This is a genomic window from Actinophytocola xanthii (assembly GCF_001921205.1).
Lineage (GTDB): Bacteria > Actinomycetota > Actinomycetes > Mycobacteriales > Pseudonocardiaceae > Actinophytocola > Actinophytocola xanthii.
In genome coordinates this window covers 1-20,490 of the sequence record NZ_MSIE01000053.1, presented here as the reverse complement: position 1 = coordinate 20,490, position 20,490 = coordinate 1, and the positions used below count along the sequence as shown (strand labels likewise).

The 20,490-nt window shown below is 71.1% G+C and carries 15 protein-coding genes; 14 read left to right on the top strand and 1 reads right to left on the bottom strand.

All coding sequences use genetic code 11. The features are described from left to right. Positions 1-29 precede the first annotated feature (29 nt). The 4 genes from BU204_RS26360 (at position 30) to yhjD (ending at position 3,360) form a co-directional block, all read left to right on the top strand. Positions 30-680, top strand: a complete 651-nt coding sequence (locus tag BU204_RS26360) for an HD domain-containing protein (RefSeq protein WP_083661656.1) — start codon at positions 30-32, stop codon at positions 678-680. A gap of 207 nt (positions 681-887) precedes the next feature. Beyond that, entirely contained in the window at positions 888-1,253 is a 366-nt protein-coding gene (locus BU204_RS26355) for a hypothetical protein (RefSeq protein WP_075128449.1), read from the top strand. Positions 1,254-1,290: 37 nt separating this feature from the next. Continuing rightward, on the top strand, positions 1,291-2,316 hold the full coding sequence (gene trpS, locus BU204_RS26350) for a tryptophan--tRNA ligase (protein WP_075128448.1): 1,026 nt from the start codon (positions 1,291-1,293) through the stop codon (positions 2,314-2,316). Between the two features lie 36 nt (positions 2,317-2,352). Beyond that, positions 2,353-3,360, top strand: coding sequence for an inner membrane protein YhjD (gene yhjD / locus BU204_RS26345; RefSeq protein ID WP_075128447.1), 1,008 nt, complete (start codon positions 2,353-2,355; stop codon positions 3,358-3,360). An 8-nt stretch (positions 3,361-3,368) separates the two neighbouring features. On the opposite strand, the gene BU204_RS26340 is transcribed toward yhjD, so the two are convergent. Further along, complete coding sequence (locus BU204_RS26340; RefSeq protein WP_075128446.1) at positions 3,369-4,706, bottom strand: D-alanyl-D-alanine carboxypeptidase family protein; 1,338 nt, start codon at positions 4,704-4,706, stop codon at positions 3,369-3,371. 197 nt (positions 4,707-4,903) lie between these two features. On the opposite strand from BU204_RS26340, the gene BU204_RS26335 reads away from it, so the two are divergent. The 10 genes from BU204_RS26335 to BU204_RS26290 all read left to right on the top strand — a co-directional run. Then, the gene (locus BU204_RS26335) at positions 4,904-6,103 is read left to right on the top strand and encodes an ROK family transcriptional regulator (protein WP_075128445.1); all 1,200 of its coding nucleotides are present in this window, start codon (positions 4,904-4,906) and stop codon (positions 6,101-6,103) included. 336 nt (positions 6,104-6,439) lie between these two features. Further along, a complete protein-coding gene (locus BU204_RS26330; protein ID WP_233160628.1) occupies positions 6,440-7,690 on the top strand; it encodes an ROK family transcriptional regulator in 1,251 nt (416 codons plus the stop codon). Positions 7,691-7,716: 26 nt separating this feature from the next. Next, positions 7,717-9,207 carry a sugar ABC transporter ATP-binding protein gene (locus tag BU204_RS26325; RefSeq protein ID WP_075128503.1) on the top strand — a complete coding sequence of 497 codons (1,491 nt, stop codon included), beginning with the start codon at positions 7,717-7,719 and terminating at the stop codon, positions 9,205-9,207. A gap of 80 nt (positions 9,208-9,287) precedes the next feature. Next, entirely contained in the window at positions 9,288-10,265 is a 978-nt protein-coding gene (locus BU204_RS26320; RefSeq protein ID WP_075128502.1) for an ABC transporter permease, read from the top strand. A gap of 65 nt (positions 10,266-10,330) precedes the next feature. Beyond that, complete coding sequence (locus BU204_RS26315) at positions 10,331-11,386, top strand: substrate-binding domain-containing protein (RefSeq protein ID WP_075128443.1); 1,056 nt, start codon at positions 10,331-10,333, stop codon at positions 11,384-11,386. A gap of 52 nt (positions 11,387-11,438) precedes the next feature. Continuing rightward, positions 11,439-12,602, top strand: a complete 1,164-nt coding sequence (locus BU204_RS26310) for a Gfo/Idh/MocA family protein (protein ID WP_075128442.1) — start codon at positions 11,439-11,441, stop codon at positions 12,600-12,602. Continuing rightward, on the top strand, positions 12,599-13,756 hold the full coding sequence (xylA, locus tag BU204_RS26305; protein WP_233160626.1) for a xylose isomerase: 1,158 nt from the start codon (positions 12,599-12,601) through the stop codon (positions 13,754-13,756). Before BU204_RS26310 ends, xylA begins: the two co-directional genes overlap by 4 nt. Before the next feature lie 158 nt (positions 13,757-13,914). Next, complete coding sequence (locus tag BU204_RS26300; RefSeq protein WP_075128440.1) at positions 13,915-18,480, top strand: ThuA domain-containing protein; 4,566 nt, start codon at positions 13,915-13,917, stop codon at positions 18,478-18,480. 79 nt (positions 18,481-18,559) lie between these two features. Next, on the top strand, positions 18,560-19,870 hold the full coding sequence (locus tag BU204_RS26295) for an inositol-3-phosphate synthase (RefSeq protein WP_083661655.1): 1,311 nt from the start codon (positions 18,560-18,562) through the stop codon (positions 19,868-19,870). After that, positions 19,867-20,490 (top strand): SCO3242 family prenyltransferase (locus BU204_RS26290; protein WP_075128439.1); only part of this gene is annotated, 624 nt, incomplete at its 3' end. The genes BU204_RS26295 and BU204_RS26290, both read left to right, overlap by 4 nt.

Here is a 20,490-nt window from a genome sequence, read left to right as displayed (position 1 = left end):
CGGCGCCGGTCACCTGCGAGGGTCCGGGCGTGGACGACGCGCTGCTCACCGACCTGCTCACCGCCAGCAACCCGCTGCCCGAGGAACTCGACGAGCGGCTCGCCGCCCAGCTCGCCTTCGTCGTCGAGGTCGATCGGCTCAAGACCGTGCTGCGGCAGTCGCCGCTCGCCGCCGCGGCGCGCCGAGAGAACGACGCCGAGCACTCCTGGCACCTGGCGCTGATGGTGATCCTGCTCGCCGAGTACGCCGACGAGCCCATCGACGTCGGGCACACGATGGCGCTCGTCGTCGTGCACGACCTGGTCGAGATCTACGCGGGGGACACCCCGCTCTACGACACCGTGGGCGCGGCAACCCAGGAGGCTCGCGAGCGGGCGGCGGCGGACCGGCTGTTCGGGTTGCTGCCCGCCGACCAGGCGACGCTGCTGCGCGGGCTCTGGGACGAGTTCGAGGCCAAGAGCACGCCCGAGGCGCGCTTCGCCAAGGCCCTGGACCGGCTCGAGCCGCTGCTGCTCAACTGGATGGCCCGCGGCGGCACCTGGCGCACACCCGGGGTCACCGCGGCCGTCTCCCGCGCCCGGACCTCGGCGATCGCCGAGGCCTCGCGGGCCCTCGGGGCGGCCGCCGAAGCGATCATCGGCGAGGGCGAACGCCGTGGTTGGGTGGCCTCCGAGGCCTGACCTGGACGAGCTTGTAACAGCCGGCCCACAGCTGGGTTAAACCCGTGCCCCCAGGTGACGGTCGGCACACCGAGGGGATACGCTCCCTCGCGCAGTACCGATCGGACTAACGAGGCCCGGCACACCCACCACCGTCGGTAGGGTTTTGCCTGGTCTGGGCTTCCCGATCGGGCTACCTATACGGCGATGAGCGCAGGAGGCGCACCAGTGCGCGACCGAGTTGCCCGGAAGGTCATCCACCTGGCGGCTGTGACGAGCAGGCTGGTGCTGCCCGTCGTCCTGGTCCCGGTCGTCCTGGTGGCCGGTGCGGGTGCCGCCTCGGCGAACGCCACCGCGACGCCGGACGTCGCCGCGGCCAGTGTTCCCTTCGGTCTCGGTCCGGTCGGCATCGTCGCGGTCGTGCTCGGCTTCGGCGGACTGCTCGCCGGGCTGCTCCGGCACCGCCGCCGGGGCGGTGTCGTGCCCAGCGCGGTCACCGTGCCGGTCGACGCCAGCGGCACGCTGCCCGTGCTGGACCAGGCGCCCATGGTGGCGCCGACGGCCGAGCCCTCCGCCGGGGAGCGCGTGGGCTGACGCCCGCGTCGCGCGGCGGTTCTGGGAGAATTCGCCCGTGTCCACGCAACCAGAGCAGCGGCCGAGGGTCCTTTCCGGGATCCAGCCCACCGCCGACTCGTTCCACCTCGGCAACTACCTCGGCGCGGTGCGCCAGTGGGTCGCGCTCCAGGACACCCACGACGCGTTCTACTGCGTTGTCGACCTGCACGCGATCACCGTCGAGCACGACCCCAAGCTGCTGCGCAGGCGCACCCGGGTCTCGGCCGCCCAGCTGCTCGCGCTGGGGATCGACCCCGAGCGGGCCACCCTGTTCGTGCAGAGCCACGTGCCGGAGCACGCGCAGCTCGGCTGGGTCATGCAGTGCCTCACCGGCTTCGGTGAGGCGAGCCGGATGACCCAGTTCAAGGACAAGTCCGCCAAACAGCAGGCCGAGCGGATCACGCTCGGGCTGTTCGGCTACCCCGCGTTGCAGGCCGCGGACATCCTGGCCTACCAGGCCTCGCACGTGCCGGTGGGCGAGGACCAGCGCCAGCACCTCGAGCTGACCCGGGACCTGGCTCAGCGGTTCAACTCCCGGTTCGGCCGGACCTTCGTGTTGCCGGAGCCGTTCATCGTCAAGGACGCCGCCAAGATCTACGACCTGCAGGACCCGAGCGCGAAGATGAGCAAGTCCTCGTCCTCCCCGGGCGGCATCGTCGAGCTGCTGGACGACCCGAAGGTCTCGGCGAAGAAGATCCGCTCGGCGGTGACCGACACCGGGCGGGAGATCGTCTACGACCCGGAGAACAAGCCGGGCGTGTCGAACCTGCTGGTGATCTACGCTGCGCTGACCGGCCGTCCGGTGGGCGAGGTGGCCGACGAGTTCGCCGGTAAGGGCTACGGCGACCTGAAGAAGGCGGTCGGCGAGGTGCTGGTCGAGTTCGTGACGCCCATCCAGGCCCGGGTGCGCACCTATCTGGACGACACCGCCGAGCTGGACAAGATCCTGCGGCGGGGCGCGGAGCGGGCGCGCGAGGTGGCGTCGGTGACGCTCGCCCGTGCCTACGAGCGGCTCGGGTTCGTGGTCCCGGCCGCCGGCTGACCAGCGGGTGGGGATCAACCGGGCTAGCGTCTTCCCGTGGGAGACAACGACTCGTTCCTGAGCCGGCAGCGTTCCCGGCGGCGGTGGCTGGACCACCTGGTCCGGGCGGGTGAGGCGTACACCGAGCGGTACGGCAACCACTACGCCGCGGCGATCACGTACTTCAGCGTGCTGTCGCTGTTCCCGCTGCTGATGGTCGCGTTCTCCGTTCTGGGGTTCGTGCTGGTCGGCAACGACGCCCTGCTCACCGACCTGCGTGAGGGCATCGCGAAGGCCGTGCCGTCCGGCCTCGTCAAGACGATCAACGACGTGATCAACGAGTCCCTCAGGGAACGCAGTGCGATCGGCGTGTTCGGGCTGCTCGCCGCGCTCTACTCAGGCCTGGGCTGGATGAGCAACCTGCGCGACGCGCTCACCGCGCAGTGGGGCCAGGAGAACAAGCAGCGGCCGTTCCTGCGCACGATGGGCTCGGACCTGCTGTCGCTGCTGGGGCTGGGCCTCTCGCTCGTCGTCTCGTTCGGACTGACGCTGGCCGGGTCGGGCCTCGGCACGCTCGTGCTGGGCTGGCTGGGCCTCGACGACGACGCGTGGGCGCGGTTCCTGCTGACCGTGGCGACGGTCGTGCTGGCGCTCGCGGCGAACTGGCTGGTCTTCCTGTGGGTGATCGCCTACCTGCCCCGGGAGCGGGTCGGCACGAGGTCCGCCCTGCGCGGCGCGGCGGCGGCCGCGGTCGGGTTCGAGGTGTTGAAGCAGGCCTTCACCGTGTACCTGGCACTGGTGACCGAATCGCCGACGTTCACCGTCTTCGGCCCGATCATCGGTTTACTCGTGTTCGCGAACTTCGTGTCGCGGTACCTGCTGTTCATCACGGCCTGGACGGCGACGGCGTCGGACGCCCGCCGTGGGACGGTCGTGCCGGCGCCGCCCCCGGCCGTGATCAGCCCGGTGCTCGCCGTGCGCAAGGGGCCGACGGCGCGCGACGCGGCCACGCTGTTCGGCGCCGGAACCCTGTTCGGCCTGCTCTGGTGGCGCCGCCGCCGCTGAGCTCTCGCTCAGCCGGCCGCGGCGCGGTTGGCCCGCGCGATGCGGGCGCGCCGCCGGCGCAGCCACATGCCCGCGGTGACCAGGACCGCGACGCCCGCCAGGACCACCAGGGGGAGGCCGACGTTGCCGAACGCCGAGCGCTCGGCGTCGGCCTGGGGCGTCGACTCGGCCGCCGCCTGCTCGACCGGCTTGGTGACCTGCTCGGTCGCCTGCTGCCTCGCGTCGTCCGGGCTGGGGTCCTGCTTGGGCTGCACCTCGGGTGCCTTGTCGACCAGCTGGCCGACCGGACGGGCACCCGAGCCGGCCAGCGTGAAGCCGTAGTCGAGCAGCTTGCGGCCCTGCTCGGACAGCGGGTCGGGGTTGCGCTCGCCGCGCAGCAGGACCACCGCGAGCCTGCGCCCGTCACGCTCAGCGGCACCGACGTAGGTGTGGCGGGAGTCGTCGGTGAAGCCGGTCTTGCCGCCGAGGAAACCCTCGTAGCTGCCCAGCAGGTCGTTGTCGTTGTCGATCTGGAAGCCGCCGCGGCCGGCGTAGCCGGGGAACTGGATCGACGGCGTGGTCGCCGCCTTGGCGAACTCCTCGTACTTCATCGCCGCGCGGAAGATCAGGCTCTGGTCGTAGGCGGAGGTGGTCATGCCCGGACCGTCCAGCCCCGACGGGGTCGCCGCGCGGGTGTCCAGGGCGCCCAGCTCGGCCGCCACCGCGTTCATCTTCTGCAGCGCGACGTCCACACCGCCCAGCGCGCGGGCGAGCGCCCAGGCGGCGTCGTTGCCCGAACGCATGATCAACGCGTGCAGCAGCTGGTCCACGGTGTACTGCCCGCCGGGACCGATGCCGACCTTCGTGCCCTCCTGGTCCGCGTCCTCCTGCGTGCCGGCGACCTTGGTCTCCGGCCGCAGCTCGCGGATGACCACGATCGCCAGCAGGTTCTTGACCAGCGACGCCGGCCGCTCGCGTGCGTGGGGGTCCTTGGCGGCGAGCACGTCGCCGGACTCCAGGTCGGCGATCACCCACGTCGCGGCGTTGATCCCGCCCGGAGGGTTCGGTGCGCCGTCCGGCTGGACGATGCCGCAGTCACCCATTCGAGGTCCCCCGACCGGGTCGTCGGGGATCGGCAGGGGCTCGGGGGACGGGCTGCCGGGTGGCGGCTCCTCCGACGTGTCGATCGGCGGCGGGGGAAGCGGGCGGGCCTGGCAGGCCCCGCGCTGCTCCTCGCTCTCCGGCTGCGCCTTGCGGGCCTGCCGCGCCGAGGCCGATGCGCCTGGCGTGGTCACCAGCGCAGCGATGACCAGGGCCAACAGCGACACGACGAAGGCGGGGACGAACCTGGCGGTTGCGTGACGCACGGGGGCAGCCTAAGCCCCGAGTCGACGCCCCCTGCCGCCGACCCTCCGGGCGGTCACGACCGGGAAGAACGACGCGAATCCCTCCTCAGGGTGAATCGTAGGTCGCTCGAGGCGGGTGCGGCGAAGGTTGACATCCCCGTCCGAAAAGGGGGGCCCTGGGGATAAATTGGTTCGAGCACCAGCCACAGGGAGCCGCTATGAGCGCACAGGGTGCCGGACAGCAGCAGGGCGCGAGGTCCCGCCAGCAGTCACGGCTGTTGGCACTGCTGCGCGACGAGGGGCCGATGTCCCGGGTCGCCCTGGGGGAGCGCCTCGACCTGCCCCGGGCGAAGCTCGCCGGTGAGCTGGCCCGCCTCGTCGACACCGGCCTGGTCGAGATCGGCGGACCGGCGGCGAGCCGCGGCGGGCGTCGGTCCACGCTCGTCCACCTGTGCGACGACCTGCGGTTCGTCGCCGCCGACGTCGGCGCGACCTCGGTCAACGTGGCGGTGACCGACGGCCGGTGCGAGGTGCTGGCCAGCGAGAGCGAGGAGTGCGAGGTCCGGCTGGGACCCACGCCGGTCCTCGGGCTCGTCGTCGACCTGGCCGCCCGGGTCCTGGACAAGGTGCCGGGCCGGCTCGTCGGCGCGGGCATCGGCCTGCCCGGGCCGGTCAGCTTCCGCGACGGCATGCCGGTCGCGCCGCCGATCATGCCGGGCTGGGACCGCTACCCGGTGCGCGACGAGCTCGCCGGCAAGTGGGGCTGCCCGGTGACCGTCGACAACGACGTGAACGTGATGGCGCTCGGCGAGCGGCATGCCGGCGTGGCCCGCTCGCTCGACGACCTCATCTTCGTCAAGGTCGGCACCGGCATCGGCTGCGGGATCGTGCTCGGCGGGAAGGTCTACCGCGGGGTCGCCGGCACCGCGGGCGACATCGGCCACATCCGCCTGGACGACTACGGGCCGGCGTGCGCGTGCGGTGAGGTGGGCTGCCTGGAGGCGTACTTCGGCGGCGGGGCGCTCGCCCGGGACGCGCTGACCCTCGCCCGCAGCGGCCGCTCGGCGATGCTGGCGGAGGCGTTGGAGCAGCGCGGCAAGCTCACCGCCCAGGACGTCGGGGAGGCCGCGGTCGCGGGTGACTTCGCCGCCGCGAACCTGGTCCGCGAGGGCGGCCGGCGGCTGGGCCACGTCGTCGCGTCGCTGGTGAGCTTCCTCAACCCCGGCATGGTCGTGATCGGCGGCGGGGTGTCCCGACTCGGCCACCCCCTCCTCGCCGAGGTTCGCAGCTCGGTCTACCGCCGCTCCCTCCCGCTCGCTACCGGCAACCTCCCGATCGTCCTGTCCGAGCTGGGCGAGCTCGCCGGCGTCACCGGCGCCGCCTGGTCGGCCACTGACCGCGCCTTCAGCGTCTCCTGACCCTGTCTCCTGACCCCGTCTCCTGGCCTCATCGCACTCGAAGTCCTCGACGCATCGAAGCCGTCTGGTCACGCTGCGCACAACCTCCCGCCGCCGTGCCCCCCTCTCGGGTCGCCCGTCCCATTGGTCCAGACATCGGACACGTCTTCGCGGCCCTGCTTCGTATCGAAACAGCAACACTTTTGACTATCGCAGGCGAAAGATAAGCCTGGAGGTTGCGCCAAACGGCCTATTGCATCCCTTATGGGCCCTAAGAGACGCTTCCCTGTGAGTTAGAGCACCGACTTTAGATCGGGCCCTCAACGAAGTGGAGCACCGGTGGGCCATAGCCGCCCTGTGGACCAGGCTGGTCTGCGGCGAGGGAACCTCGCGTTGCTCGTGCGCACCCTCCGGGAGCACGGCGCGCTGTCCCGTGCCCAGCTCGCCGTCCGCTCCGGGCTCTCCAAGGCCACCGTCTCCAGCCTCGTCGCCGATCTCGAGCTCCGCGGGCTCGTGCACTCGACCGGGGTCTCGGCCGGCGGGCAGGGCCGGCCCGGCCAACTCGTCGACCTCCGGGCCACGAGCGCGTGCGGCATCGGCCTCGACGTCCACGTGGGTCACGTCGGCGCCCTGGTCACCGACCTCGCCGGCGACCCCATCTTCAGCCGCCGGGTCGCCTGTGACGTGCCGGCGATGGGTCCCGAACGGGCCGTGGACCAGCTCGCCGAGCTGGCCGGTCAGGCGCTCGCCGCGGCCGCTGGCACCGTCGGTCCGCCGGTCGGGGTCACGGTGTCGGTACCCGGCCTGGTCGACACCGGCACCGGCACGGTCACCTTCGCGCCCCGACTGCGCTGGCGCGACGTCGCGGTGGCCGACGGGCTCGCCGCGCGAACCGGGCTCCCGCTCGAGCGCATCGCCGTCGACAACGACGCGAACCTCGCCGCCCTCGCCGAGCTGGCCGCAATGAACGCCGAGCCAGGCGAGCACTCGGCCGACCCGGTGGCCGACCTCGTCTACCTCACCGGCGACTTCGGCATCGGCGGCGGCGTGATCTCCGGCGGTGTCCTGGTCCGCGGCTCGGTCGGGTTCGCCGGGGAGATCGGCCACATGGCGATGGACCCGCTCGGGCCCTACTGCTCGTGCGGGCGGCGCGGCTGCTGGGAGACCCAGGTCGGACTGGGGGCGCTGCTGCACGCCTGCGCCGACCCCGACGACCCGGTCCGCGACCCCACGCTCGACCTCGACCAGCGGATGCGGGTCATCCGCGCCCGGGCCGCCCAGAGCGACCAGCGGACGCTGGACGGCCTGCACCAGATCGGCTCGGCGCTCGGCGTGGGCGTCTCGATCCTGGTCAACCTGCTCAACCCGGCGGTCGTGGTGCTCGGCGGGTACTTCGCCGCGCTACCGGAGTGGCTGGTCGAGCCCATCCGCAACCAGGTCGTCGCCAGCGTGCTCGCGCCGGGCGCGGGCGGGGCGCGCGTGGTCGGCTCGCGTCTCGGCTTCACCGCGGCCACGGCGGGCGGCGCTCTGGTGGCGCTGCGCCGCGTGCTCGACGACCCCACTGTCGTACCGCCGACCCAGCGAGAGAACGAGGAGGCGCCCGCGTGAGTGAACCTGGCGACGTGCTGCTGACAATGACCGGGATCGTGAAGACGTTCCCGGGCGTGCGCGCGCTGGACGGCGTGGACCTGGAGGTGCGCGCCGGCGAGGTGCACTGTCTGCTCGGCCAGAACGGCGCGGGCAAGTCGACCCTGATCAAGGTGCTCGCGGGGGCGCACCAGCCCGACGGCGGTGAGATCACCTGGTTGGGCCAGCCGGCCACGCTTGGCTCGCCGGTGGCCGCGCTGCGGATCGGCATCGCGACCATGTACCAGGAGCTCGACCTGGTCGAGGGCCTGTCGGTGGCGGAGAACATCTTCCTCGGCCACGAGCCGAGCGCGTTCGGGTTCACCCGGCGCGGCCACATGCGCGCGGAGGCCCGCAAGCTCATGCGGCGCCTCGGGCACCCGGAGATCCCGCCCGGCCGGGAGGTCGGGGTGCTCTCGGCGGCCGGTCAGCAGCTGGTGTCGATGGCCCGTGCGCTCGCCCACGACGCCCGGCTGATCATCATGGACGAGCCGACCGCCGCGCTGGCCGCCGACGAGGTGGACAACCTGTTCCGCGTGGTCGCCGACCTGACCGCCGAGGGCGTGGCCGTGGTCTACATCTCCCACCGCCTCGAGGAGATCCGCCGCATCGGCCACCGGGTCACCGTGCTCAAGGACGGCAGGACCGTCGCGTCCAACCTGGACGCCGCGACGACGCCGACCTCCGAGCTGGTCAACCTGATGTCCGGGCGGATGGTGGAGACCGTCTTCCCGACCCGGGAGGAGAGCGCCGACCGGGGCACCGAGGTGCTCCGGGTCGAGGGACTGACCAGGGCCAGCGAGTTCGCCGACGTCAGCTTCACGGTGAACGCCGGCGAGATCGTCGGGATCGCGGGCCTGGTCGGCGCCGGGCGCAGCGAGGTCCTGGAGACCGTGTTCGGCGCGCGCAAGGCCGACAGCGGCACGGTCACCGTGAACGGCAAGCGGCTCAGGCCGGGCAGCGTGACCGCCGCGGTCCAGGCCGGGATCGGGCTCGCCCCCGAGGAGCGCAAGAGCCAGGCGCTGCTGCTCGACCAGTCGGTGGCGAGCAACGTGATCCTGGCCAGCCTGCCCGAGTACGCCCGGATCGGGTTCACCGACCGCGGGCGGGCGCTGCGTGACTCGCGGTCCACCCTGGAGCGTCTCGACCTGCGGCCGGCCGATCCCCGGCGCGAGGTCCGCACGCTCTCGGGCGGCAACCAGCAGAAGGCCGTCGTGGCCCGCTGGCTGGTCCGCGAGTGCAAGGTGTTGCTGCTGGACGAGCCCACCCGCGGCGTCGACGTCGGGGCGCGGGCAGAGCTCTACCGGCTGATCCACGAGCTGGCCGCCGCCGGGGTGGCGGTACTGCTGGTGTCCAGCGAGGTTCCGGAGGTGCTCGGTCTGTCCGACCGGGTGCTCGTGATGCGTGAGGGCCGCCTGCTCGCCGAGGCGCCGGCGAGCGAACTCACCGAGGCGGCCGTGCTCGACATGGTCATGGAAGGTAGCGAGGTGATGGCGTGAGCGACGTCGGTGAGAAGTCCACAGTGGAGAAGGTGGACCCGCCGGACAACGCGGGTGGGCCGCTGGCCGGTCAGGAGCCGGTGACCACCGGGCCGACCTCCGGTGCGCGCACCCCGAGCGGGCTGCGGCTGGACATCAGGCTCACGATCCTGATCGGGGTGTTGATCGCCCTGTGCGTGGTCGGCTACGTCAGCCAGCCGGAGACGTTCCTGTCCGAGAGCAACATCTCCACGATGCTGCGCCTCGCGGCGGCGATCGGCGTGGTCAGCGTCGGCATGACCTTCGTGATCATCTCGGGCGGGATCGACCTGTCGGTCGGCTCGATGGTGGCACTCGCCAGCGTGTGGATGACGACGCTGGCTACCCAGTCCTACGGGCCGTTCGTGATGGTGGTCTGCGCGCTGGCGGTCGGCGTCGGCGCGGGTCTGATCAACGGCCTGCTGATCGCCTACGGGCGGCTGGTGCCGTTCATCGCCACGCTGGCGATGTACGCCTCGGCCAGGGGGCTCGCCGAGCGGCTCTCCGGCCGCAGTACCCAGGTCGTCACCCAGCAGGGGTACCTCGACTTCTTCCGCGGCGACTTCCTCGGCATCCCCGTGCTGATCTGGATGCTCGCCCTGGTGTTCGCGGTCGGCTGGGTGCTGCTCAACCGGACCACGTTCGGCCGGCGCACGTTCGCCGTCGGCGGCAACGCCGAGGCCGCTCGCCTCGCCGGCATCAACGTCAAGCGGCACACCGCGATGGTGTACGCCATCGCCGGGCTGTGCTGCGGAATCGCCGCGCTGATGGTGGTCGCCCGCACGACATCGGGTGCATCGACCAACGGCATGTTCTACGAGCTGGACGCGATCGCCGCGGTCGTCATCGGCGGAACGCTCCTCTCGGGCGGACGCGGCACCCTGATCGGCACCCTGATCGGCGTGCTGATCTTCACCGTGGTGAACAGCATCTTCACCCAGAACAACCTCGAGACCGACATCCAGAACATCGCCAAGGGCGTGATCATCGTGGTGGCGGTGCTGCTGCAGTACGGCACGACCCGCACCAGGAAGACCTGACCTTCCGCCCGTTCCCATCCCCCGATCGTCCGCACCGGACTTGAAGAAAGTACAAGGGAGTACCCATGACCGACCCGTCCCTGGCTCGCCGCCGGTTCCTCTTCGGTGCCTCCGCGCTCGGCGCGGGCGCCCTGGTCGTCGGCTGCACGTCCAACGAGCCCGCCAACGCGGGCAACCAGCAGCAGGTGGCCGGCGGTGGCGGCGACAACGCCCAGCCCGGCAAGGAGGTCACGATCGGCTTCTCCGCGCCGGCCGCCGACCACGGCTGGATCGCCGCGATCACCAAGAACGCCCAGGCGCAGGCCGACGCCTTCGAGGACGTCACGCTGAAGGCGACCGAGGGCACGAACGACGTCAACCAGCAGATCGCGCAGGTCGAGACGCTGCTGAACAGCGATGTCGACGTGCTGGTGATCCTTCCCCACGACGGCAAGGCGCTGACCTCGGCCGGCCAGCAGGCCATGGACCAGGGCATCCCGGTGATCAACCTGGACAGGATCTTCGACAGCCCGCTCGCGTACCGCACCTGGATCGGCGGCGACAACTACCGGATGGGTGTCAACGCGGGCAACTACATCGCCGAGCAGATGAAGGCGAAGAACATCTCCAACCCGGTCATCGGCGAGGTGGCCGGGATGGACAACCTGCCGTTGACCCAGGAGCGGAGCAAGGGATTCAAGGACGCGTTGCAGCGTCAGGGATTCCGGGTCGGTCCGCGGGTCGCGGCGCAGTTCACCGCGGAGACCGGGGAGGCCCAGACGGCGAACCTCCTGCAGGGCAACCGGAAGCTGGACGCCCTGTGGAACCACGACGACGACCAGGGAATCGGTGTGCTGGCGGCTATCGAAGCGGTCAATCGCAGCGAGTTCATCATGGTCGGCGGGGCCGGCTCGAAGAACATGATGAACAACATCAAGTCGGACAGTGGCGTCGTCAAGGCGACCGTTCTCTACAGCCCCTCGATGGCCTCGACCGCGATCTCGCTCGCGCGGCTGCTGGGTCAGAACAAGGGTGTGGCGGACTTCGCCGAGCACGAGATCCCCGCGTCGATCACCACCTACTCCGCCGTGGTGACCAAGGAGAACGTCGACGACTACATGGACATCGGCTTCGACTCCTAGATCCCTGGCGGGACATCGGTGAGCGAGTGCGAGTGACAACGGAGGATTTGCGATGACAGAGGGCAGCGGTGGCACGATCGGGGTCGGGATGGTCGGCCACGCGTTCATGGGTGCGGTGCACTCCCACGCGTGGCGTTCGGCGCACCGGTTCTTCGACCTGCCGGTGGTTCCCCACCTTGCCGTCCTCGGCGGCCGTGACCTCGGCCGAACGAAGGCAGCAGCAGCCAAGTTCGGCTGGGCCAGCGTGCAGACCGACTGGCGCGAGCTGGTCAACTCGCCCGACGTGCAGGTGGTCGACATCTGCACGCCGGGTGACTCGCACTGCGAGATCGCCATCGCGGCCCTGGCCGCGGGCAAGCACGTGCTGTGCGAGAAGCCGCTGGCCAACACGGTGGCCGAGGCCGAGAAGATGGCCGCGGCCGCCGCTGACGCGTCCGCGAACGGGGTTCGCTCGATGGTGGCGTTCAACTACCGTCGGGTACCGGCCATCGCCTTCGCCCGCAAGCTCATCGAGGACGGCCGGATCGGCACGGTCCGGCACGTCCGCGCGGTCTACCTGCAGGACTGGCTCTCCGACGAGAGCGCGCCGATGACCTGGCGCCTGCGCAAGGACAAGGCAGGCTCCGGATCCCTCGGTGACCTCGGCGCCCACATCGTGGACGCCACGCAGTACCTGGTCGGCGACCTGCTCACCGGTGTCACCGCGGTCACGAACACCTTCGTCCACAAGCGACCGACCGAGGGCGGTGGCGACCTCGACGACGTCACCGTCGACGACGCGGCGCTGTTCCTCGGTCGGTTCGCGGGCGGCGCGCTCGCGAGCTACGAGGCCACCCGGTTCGCCCTCGGGCGGAAGAACGGGATGCGCGTGGAGATCAACGGCTCGCTGGGCAGCCTGGCCTTCGACTTCGAGTCGATGAACGAACTGTCCTTCTACGACGGTTCGGATGGCGAGGCGGCGGGGTTCCGGCGCATCCTGGTCACCGAACCGACCCACCCCTACGTGGGCGCGTGGTGGCCGCCCGGCCACCTCCTCGGCTACGAGCACACGTTCACCCACGAGGTGGTCGACTTCGTCCGTGCGATCGCGGACGGAACCGACCCGGCGCCGTCGTTCGCGGACGGCCTGCAGGTGCAGCGGGTGCTCGAGGCGGTCGAGCAGAGTGCCAACCAGGGCTCGGTATGGACGGACATTCCGACCGGAGGACTTTCGTGAACGACTACACACCGCGTCCCGAACACAAGTTCAGCTTTGGGCTCTGGACCGTCGGCTGGCCGGGCGTCGACCCGTTCGGCGTCGCCACCCGTGAGCCGCTGGACCCGGCCTACACCGTGGAGCGGCTCGCCGAGCTGGGCGCCTACGGCGTCACCTTCCACGACGACGACCTGATCCCGTTCGGCGCGGGTGACTCCGACCGATCCGCCCGGATCGCGAGCTTCCGCAAGGCGCTGGACAGCACCGGCCTGGTCGTGCCGATGGCCACGACCAACCTGTTCACCCACCCGGTGTTCAAGGACGGCGCGCTGACCTCGAACGACCGGGACATCCGGCGCTTCGCGCTGCGCAAGGTGCTGCGCAACATCGACCTCGCCGCTGAGCTCGGCGCCAAGACCTACGTCCTGTGGGGCGGTCGCGAGGGTGCGGAGTCCGGTGTCGCGAAGGACGTGCGCGCCGCGCTGGACCGCTACCGCGAGGCGCTGAACATCCTCTGCGGCTACGTGCGGGAGCAGGGCTACGACATCCGGTTCGCGCTGGAGCCGAAGCCGAACGAGCCGCGCGGGGACATCTTCCTGCCCACGATCGGGCACGCGATCGCGTTCATCGGTGAGCTGGACGAGCCGGACCGGGTCGGCCTCAACCCGGAGGTCGGCCACGAGCAGATGGCCGGCATGTCCGTGGTGCACGGGTACGCCCAGGCGCTGTGGCACGGCAAGCTGTTCCACATCGACCTGAATGGCCAGAACGGCCCGCGCTACGACCAGGACCTGCGGTTCGGCAACGGCGATGTGAAGAGCGCGTTCCTGCTCGTGGACCTGCTCGAGCACGGCGGCTACGACGGCCCCCGGCATTTCGACTTCAAGCCTGCGCGTACCGAGGACGAGTCCGGGGTCTGGTCCTCGGCGAAGTCCTGCATGCGGAACTACCTGATTCTCGCGGAGAAGGCCAGGGCGTTCCGGGCCGATCCCGAGGTGGCCGAGGCCCTGCGCGCCGCCCGGGTGGACCAGATGTCACTGCCGACGCTCGCTGATGGTGAGTCACTCGCCGACCTGCGCGCCGAGGAGCTCGACCTGGCCGAGGCGGCCGTTCGGGGAGCCAAGGTGGAGCAGCTGGACCAGCTGTTCCTCGAGCACCTCTACGGCACCCGCTGACTTGTTTGTGGCGGCGTCGCCTGACCGGCACGTCAGGCGACGCCGCGAACACGGAAAGGAGTTCTTCCCTTCTCGCGGTCCCCATTTCGGTGAGAACAAGGAGAAAAGTACCAGTGCGAGGGAACAGTCCGAGTAGGAATCAGTTAAAAACACCTGGGGTGAGACGAGGACTACGCGCCGTCTCGCGCGCCGCCGTCGCCGGTCTGGCTCTGGCCACCGGCCTCGGCCTCGCGGCCGCCCCTGCCGCCGCACATGAGGACCCCACCGTCCTGGTGTTCTCGAAGACCGCCGGCTTCCGGCACGACTCCATCCCCGCGGGCATCGCCGCGATCCGCGCGCTCGGCGCCCAGAACGGCTTCGCCGTCGAGGCGACCGAGGACGCGAACGCCTTCACCGCGGAGAACCTCGAGCACTACGCGGCCGTTGTCTGGCTGTCCACGACCGGCGACGTGCTGAACGCGGAGCAGCAGACCGCGTTCGAGAACTACATCGACGGCGGCGGCGGGTACGCGGGCGTGCACGCCGCTTCCGACACCGAGTACGACTGGCCGTGGTACGGCGAGCTGGTGGGTGCCTACTTCAAGTCGCACCCGGCCATCCAAGAGGCCACTGTGGACGTCGAGAGCCACGACCACCCCTCGACGGACGAGCTGCCGAGCACCTGGACGCGCACCGACGAGTGGTACAACTACCGCTCCAACCCGCGCGCGGACGTGAAGGTCCTGGCCACGCTGGACGAGTCCAGCTACGACCCGGGCGCTGACGCGATGGGTGACCACCCGATCATGTGGTGCCACACCCAGGGTGAGGGTCGCTCCTGGTACACCGGCGGTGGCCACACCCAGGCCTCCTACAGCGAGCCGGAGTTCCTGAACCACCTCGCGGGCGGCATCCGGTACGCGGCCGGCCTCGAGGAGGCCGACTGCACGCCGGGCACCGACCCGGAGGAGCCGCCGGTCGACGAGGACTTCGACCAGATCACGCTGGCCAAGGGCGAGGCGAGCACCGGCGAGCCGATCGCGATCGCCGTTCTGCCCGACCGCAGCGTCATCCACACCTCGCGTGACGGCCGGGTGTTCCTGACCACTCCGGACGCGAGCACCAAGCTCGCCGGGACGATCCCCGTCTACAACCACGACGAGGACGGCCTGCAGGGTGTGGCGGTCGACCCGAACTTCGCCGAGAACCGCTGGGTCTACCTGTACTACGCGCCGCCGCTGTCCACCCCGCCTGGCGACGCGCCGGAGAACGGGACGGCGGAGGACTTCGCGCCGTTCAAGGGCCACAACCAGCTGTCCCGGTTCAAGCTGACCGAGGAGGGCACGGTCGACCTGGCCAGCGAGCAGCAGATCATGCAGGTCGCGGCCGACCGGGGAATCTGCTGCCACGCCGGTGGTGAGATCGACTTCGACGGCGAGGGCAACCTGCTGCTGTCCACCGGGGACGACACCAACCCGTTCTTCTCCGACGGCTACACCCCGATCGACGAGCGGCCGGACCGCAACCCGGCGTTCGACGCGCGTCGTACCTCGGCCAACACGAACGACCTGCGCGGCAAGCTCCTGCGGATCACCGTCGGGGAGGACGGCAGCTACACGATCCCCGAGGGCAACCTGTTCGCGCCGGGCACCGAGAAGACCCGCCCGGAGATCTACGCGATGGGCTTCCGCAACCCGTTCCGGTTCGCAGTGGACCGGGAGACCGGCTGGATCTACCTGGGTGACTACGGGCCGGATGCCGGAGCGGCGAACCCGGGTCGTGGGCCGGGTGGCACGGTCGAGTTCAACCTGATCAAGGGACCGGGCAACTTCGGTTGGCCGCTGTGCGTCGGCGACAACGTGCCGTACGTCGACTACGACTTCGCCACCAGCACCTCCGGCGAGCCGTTCGACTGCGCCGCCCCGAAGAACGACAGCCGGCACAACACCGGCCTGGTCGACCTGCCTCCGGTGCAGCCGGCCTGGATCCCCTACGACGGCGCCTCGGTGCCCGAGTTCGCACCACACATCAGCGAGTCGCCGATGGGTGGACCGGTGTACCGCTTCGACCCGAACCTCGACTCGCCGACGAAGTTCCCGGAGTACTTCGACGGGAAGAACTTCGCCTACGAGTGGGGCCGCGGCTGGATCAAGACCATCGACGTCGGCCAGAACGGCGAGCGGGGCGCCATCAACCCGTTCTTCGACTCGATGGAGCTCTCCTGGCCGATGAACATCGAGTTCGGTCCGGACGGGTCGCTGTACGTGCTGGACTACGGCGACACCTGGTTCGGCGGCTCCGAGGCGTCCGCGCTGTACCGGATCGACTACACCAAGGGCAACCGCACGCCGCGGGTGGAGCTGACGGCGGACAGGACGTCGGGTCCGGCTCCGCTGACCGTCCGGTTCGACCCCGCCGGGACCTCCGACCCGGACGGCGGTGAGCTCACCTACGCCTGGGACTTCGACGGGGACGGCACCACCGACTCCACCGAGGAGGCTCCGGTCACCCACACCTACAGCGAGCCGGGCCAGTACACCGCCTCGCTGTCGGTGACCGACCAGAGCGGGCTCACCGGCGTGCGCAGCGTGGTGATCACCGCGGGCAACACGGCACCCACGGTCGAGCTGACCATCCCGGTGAACGGCGGCTTCTTCGGCTACGGGGACACCGTGCCGTTCGAGGTGACGGTGACCGACCCGGAGGACGCCTCGATCGACTGCTCGCGGGTCATCGTCGAGTACATCCTCGGCCACGACTCGCACGGCCACCCGCTGTCGCGGACGAGCGGGTGCGAGGGTGAGATCGTGACCCCGGCCGACGAGGGCCACGGGATGGACGCCAACGTGTTCGGGATCATCAACGCCCGCTACACCGACACCGGCACGCCCGGGGTGCCCGCCCTGACCGGCGACGACGAGGCGGTGCTCCAGCCGAAGCTGAAGCAGGCCGAGTTCTGGACCGAGAACAGCGGTACCCAGATCGTCGACCACGCCGGCGCCAGCGGCGGCAAGCGGGTCGGCCACATCGAGAACGGTGACTGGATCAAGTTCGACCCGGTGAACCTGACCGGTGTCGAGGCGATCGGCTACCGGGTCACCTCCGGCGGGGCCGGCGGCACCATCACCGTCCGCAAGGACGCGGTGGACGGCCCGGTGGTGCAGACCGTGCAGGTGGCCAACACCGGTGGGTGGGACACCTACGCGGACATCCCGCCGGCGCCGATCACCGACCCGGGTGGCTCCGGTCCGCTGTACCTGACGTTCTCCGGTGGTGGCGGCGGTCTGCTGGACCTCGACACGATCAACGTGGTCGGTCCCGGTGTCGCCGGCGGCGGCACCGACCCGGAGGAGTGCCAGCCGACCTCGCCGGAGGCGGGCTACCGCAGCCTGTTCGACGGCACCGCGGCCAGCCTGGAGAACTGGGTGCAGGCCGGGCCGGGCAGCTTCTCCCTCGAGGAGGACTGCACGATCAGGTCGACCGGCGGCATGGGGCTGCTCTCCTTCGACGAGGAGTTCAACGCCTACAGCCTGAAGCTGGACTGGAAGGTGTCCGGGGACGACAACTCGGGCATCTTCGTGGGTTACCCCGACCCGGGCAACGACCCGTGGGTCGCGGTGAACCAGGGCTACGAGATCCAGATCGACCCGACCGACGCGCCGGACCGCACGACGGGCTCGGTCTACTCGTTCCAGTCCGCCGACATCCCCGCCCGGGACGAGGCGCTCAAGCCAGCCGGCGAGTGGAACAGCTACGAGATCGTCGTGGTGGGGCAGACCATCCGGGTCTACCTCAACGGGGTGCTGATCAACGACTTCACCAGCACCGACCCGGCGCGGGACCTCACCCAGGGCTTCGTCGGGATCCAGAACCACGGCAACGGCGACGACGTGTGGTTCCGCGACATCCAGATCAAGGAGATCGTGGACCAGACCGCGCCGGTCACCACCGCCACCTTCGCCCCCGCCGGGCCGGGCGGCTGGCACCCGGGCACGGTCCCGGTCCAGCTGGCCGCGACCGACGAGGGCGGGCAGGGCGTCACCAAGATCGAGTACAAGCTCGACGGCGGCCCCTGGACCACCTACACCGGCACGGTCAACGTGACCGGCGACGGCCAGCACACGGTGCTGTACCGGGCAACGGACCGGGCCGGGAACGTGGAGGCCGAGAAGGCCGCCACGATCAAGATCGACGGCACGAAGCCGACGCTGATGGTGGCCGGGGTGGCGGACGGCCGGGTCTACGGCGACGCGACCGACCTGGTGCTGTCCTGGCACGCCGAGGACGCCACCTCGGGGCTGGGCACGGTCACCGGCGCACTGGACGGGGTGAGCATCCCGTCCGGGCGGGCGGTCGCGCTCTACCAGCTGCCGCTCGGGCTGCACGGGTTCTCGGTGTCGGCGACCGACGTCGCGGGCAACGTGCAGGCCCAGACGCTGTCGTTCGCCACGACGACGTCGCTGCGGGACATCGACCAGCTGATCACCCGGTTCCGGGTGACCAACCGGTTGACCCTTTCCGCGTACAACCAGCTGTCGAACCTGCTCACCAAGGCCCGCAAGGCCGAGGCGAACGGCAACGACGCCAAGGCGGTGCGCTTCCTGGGCACGTTCGTGCAGCTCGCCATCGACGAGACCCTCGTCGGTGACGCGGACGTGCGGGCGGTTCTCGAGCGCGACGCGGAGGCAGTCATCGACAGCATCGAAGGGGTGGCGGTGCTGCCCCAGGCGGTGAACGCACGATGACTGGGTGATCAATTCGGTGGGCCGGCGGTCCGCGCCGGCCCACCGATGCCACCCGTTCGTGGATGGAAAGGGTTTCGCAATGAGGGCGAACGAACCGACCGGACTGTGGTTGATCGGCGCACGGGGCTCGGTGGCTACCACGGCCGTGACCGGCCTGCTCGCCCTGCGCGCCGGGCTCGTCGAACCGACCGGCTGCGTCACCGAACGCGAGCCGTTCACCGAGATCGGCCTACCGAGCTGGGAGAACATCGTCGTGGGCGGCCACGACGTCGTGACGACGCCGCTGGCCAAACGCGCCGAGCAGTTGGCCGAGTCGGGCCTGATCCCACCCCGCGTCCTCGCCGCCGTCACGGCCGCCCTCGAGGCCGCCGACACCGAGATCCGCGACGGCTACCACCCCGCCACCCACACCGGCTCCCAGGCGGAGGCCGCCGCCCGGCTGACCGCCGACATCGAGTCCTTCCGGGACCGCAACGGCCTGGCCAGAGTGGTCGTCGTCAACGTGTCCTCGACCGAACCCCCTGTGCCCCCCGTGCCCGCACACGAGTCCTTACCCGCCCTGGAGGAGGCCCTGGCGGATCCCACCAGGACGGTCCTCCCGCCCAGTTCCCTCAACGCCTACGCGGCGTTACGCGCCGGCTGCCCCTTCGTGGACTTCACCCCGTCCCCCGGCATGCGCCTACCGGCCCTCCACGAGCTGGCCGAGGCCGCGGGTCTGCCCTACGCCGGCTCCGACGGCAAGACCGGCGAGACCCTCCTGCGGACGGTGCTGGCTCCCATGTTCACCGCGCGAGCGCTGCGGGTGCGGTCGTGGGCCGGCACCAACCTCCTCGGCGGCGGCGACGGCGCCAACCTGGCGGACCCCACGCAGGCCAGGGGCAAACTGGAGTCGAAGGCGCGTGGCCTCGCGGCCCTGCTCGGCGAGGGCGTGACAGCCCCGCTGCACATCGACAACGTGCCCGACCTGGGTGAGCAGAAGACAGCCTGGGACCACGTGTCGTTCGAGGGGTTCCTCGGCGCGCGGATGAGCCTCCAGCTGACGTGGACGGGCCTGGACTCCGCGCTGGCGGCTCCGCTGGTGCTGGACCTGGCCCGCCTCGCCGCCGCCGCCCACGCGGCGGGGGAGAGTGGCCCCCTGGGTGCCCTCGCGTTCTTCTTCAAGGACCCCATCGGCAGCGACGAACACCGCTTCGCCCAGCAGACCCAGCACCTGACCGACTGGGCCCAGTCCCTGACCCATCCACGACGGGACGAGCTGTCCACAACTGCCGGCGTAGCCGGAGCGGGTGAGAGCACAGGTACCGGGCAGCCGCCCGGGCCCGGGGGTGCGGCCGGGGACAGCCGGGAGCCCGGCGCCGGGCAGGACGAGCAGGCAGGGCCGGATCGGTGAACGCCCTCCTCCAGCTCGTCCGCGCGCCGGCGGCGCTGACCGTGCTCGGCGACACCGTCGCCGGGGCGGCGGCCGCCGGGCGGCCCCTGCGCGGGCGACGCCTGCTGCTCCCGCTGTCCTCGGCCGCCTTCTACTGGTCGGGCATGGCCCTCAACGACTGGGCCGACCGCAAGCTCGACGCCGAGGAACGGCCGGAACGGCCGATCCCGTCCGGGCGGGTCACCCCGCAGGGCGCGCTCGCGGTCGCCGGGGGGCTGACCGCGGCCGGGTTCGGGCTGGCCGCCGCGGGGGGCGGGCGTGACTCGGTCGCGCTCGCCCTCCCGCTGGCCGCCGCCGTGTGGACCTACGACACCCTGCTCAAGTCCACGGCCGCCGGCCCGCTCGGCATGGCGGCCTGCCGCACCTTCGACGTGCTGATGGGCGCCGGCGCCGCGGGGCTCCGCCCGGCGCTCCCGGCGGCGGTGGCGATGGGCACCCACACGCTCGGGGTCACCGCGCTCTCCCGCGGCGAGGTCCACGGCGGCTCCCCGGTCACCGCGGCGACGGCGCTCGCGGGGACGGCCGCTGCCACCGTCGCGGCCGTCGGTGGTCGGGCCCGGTCCGGGCGGCACCGGCTCGGC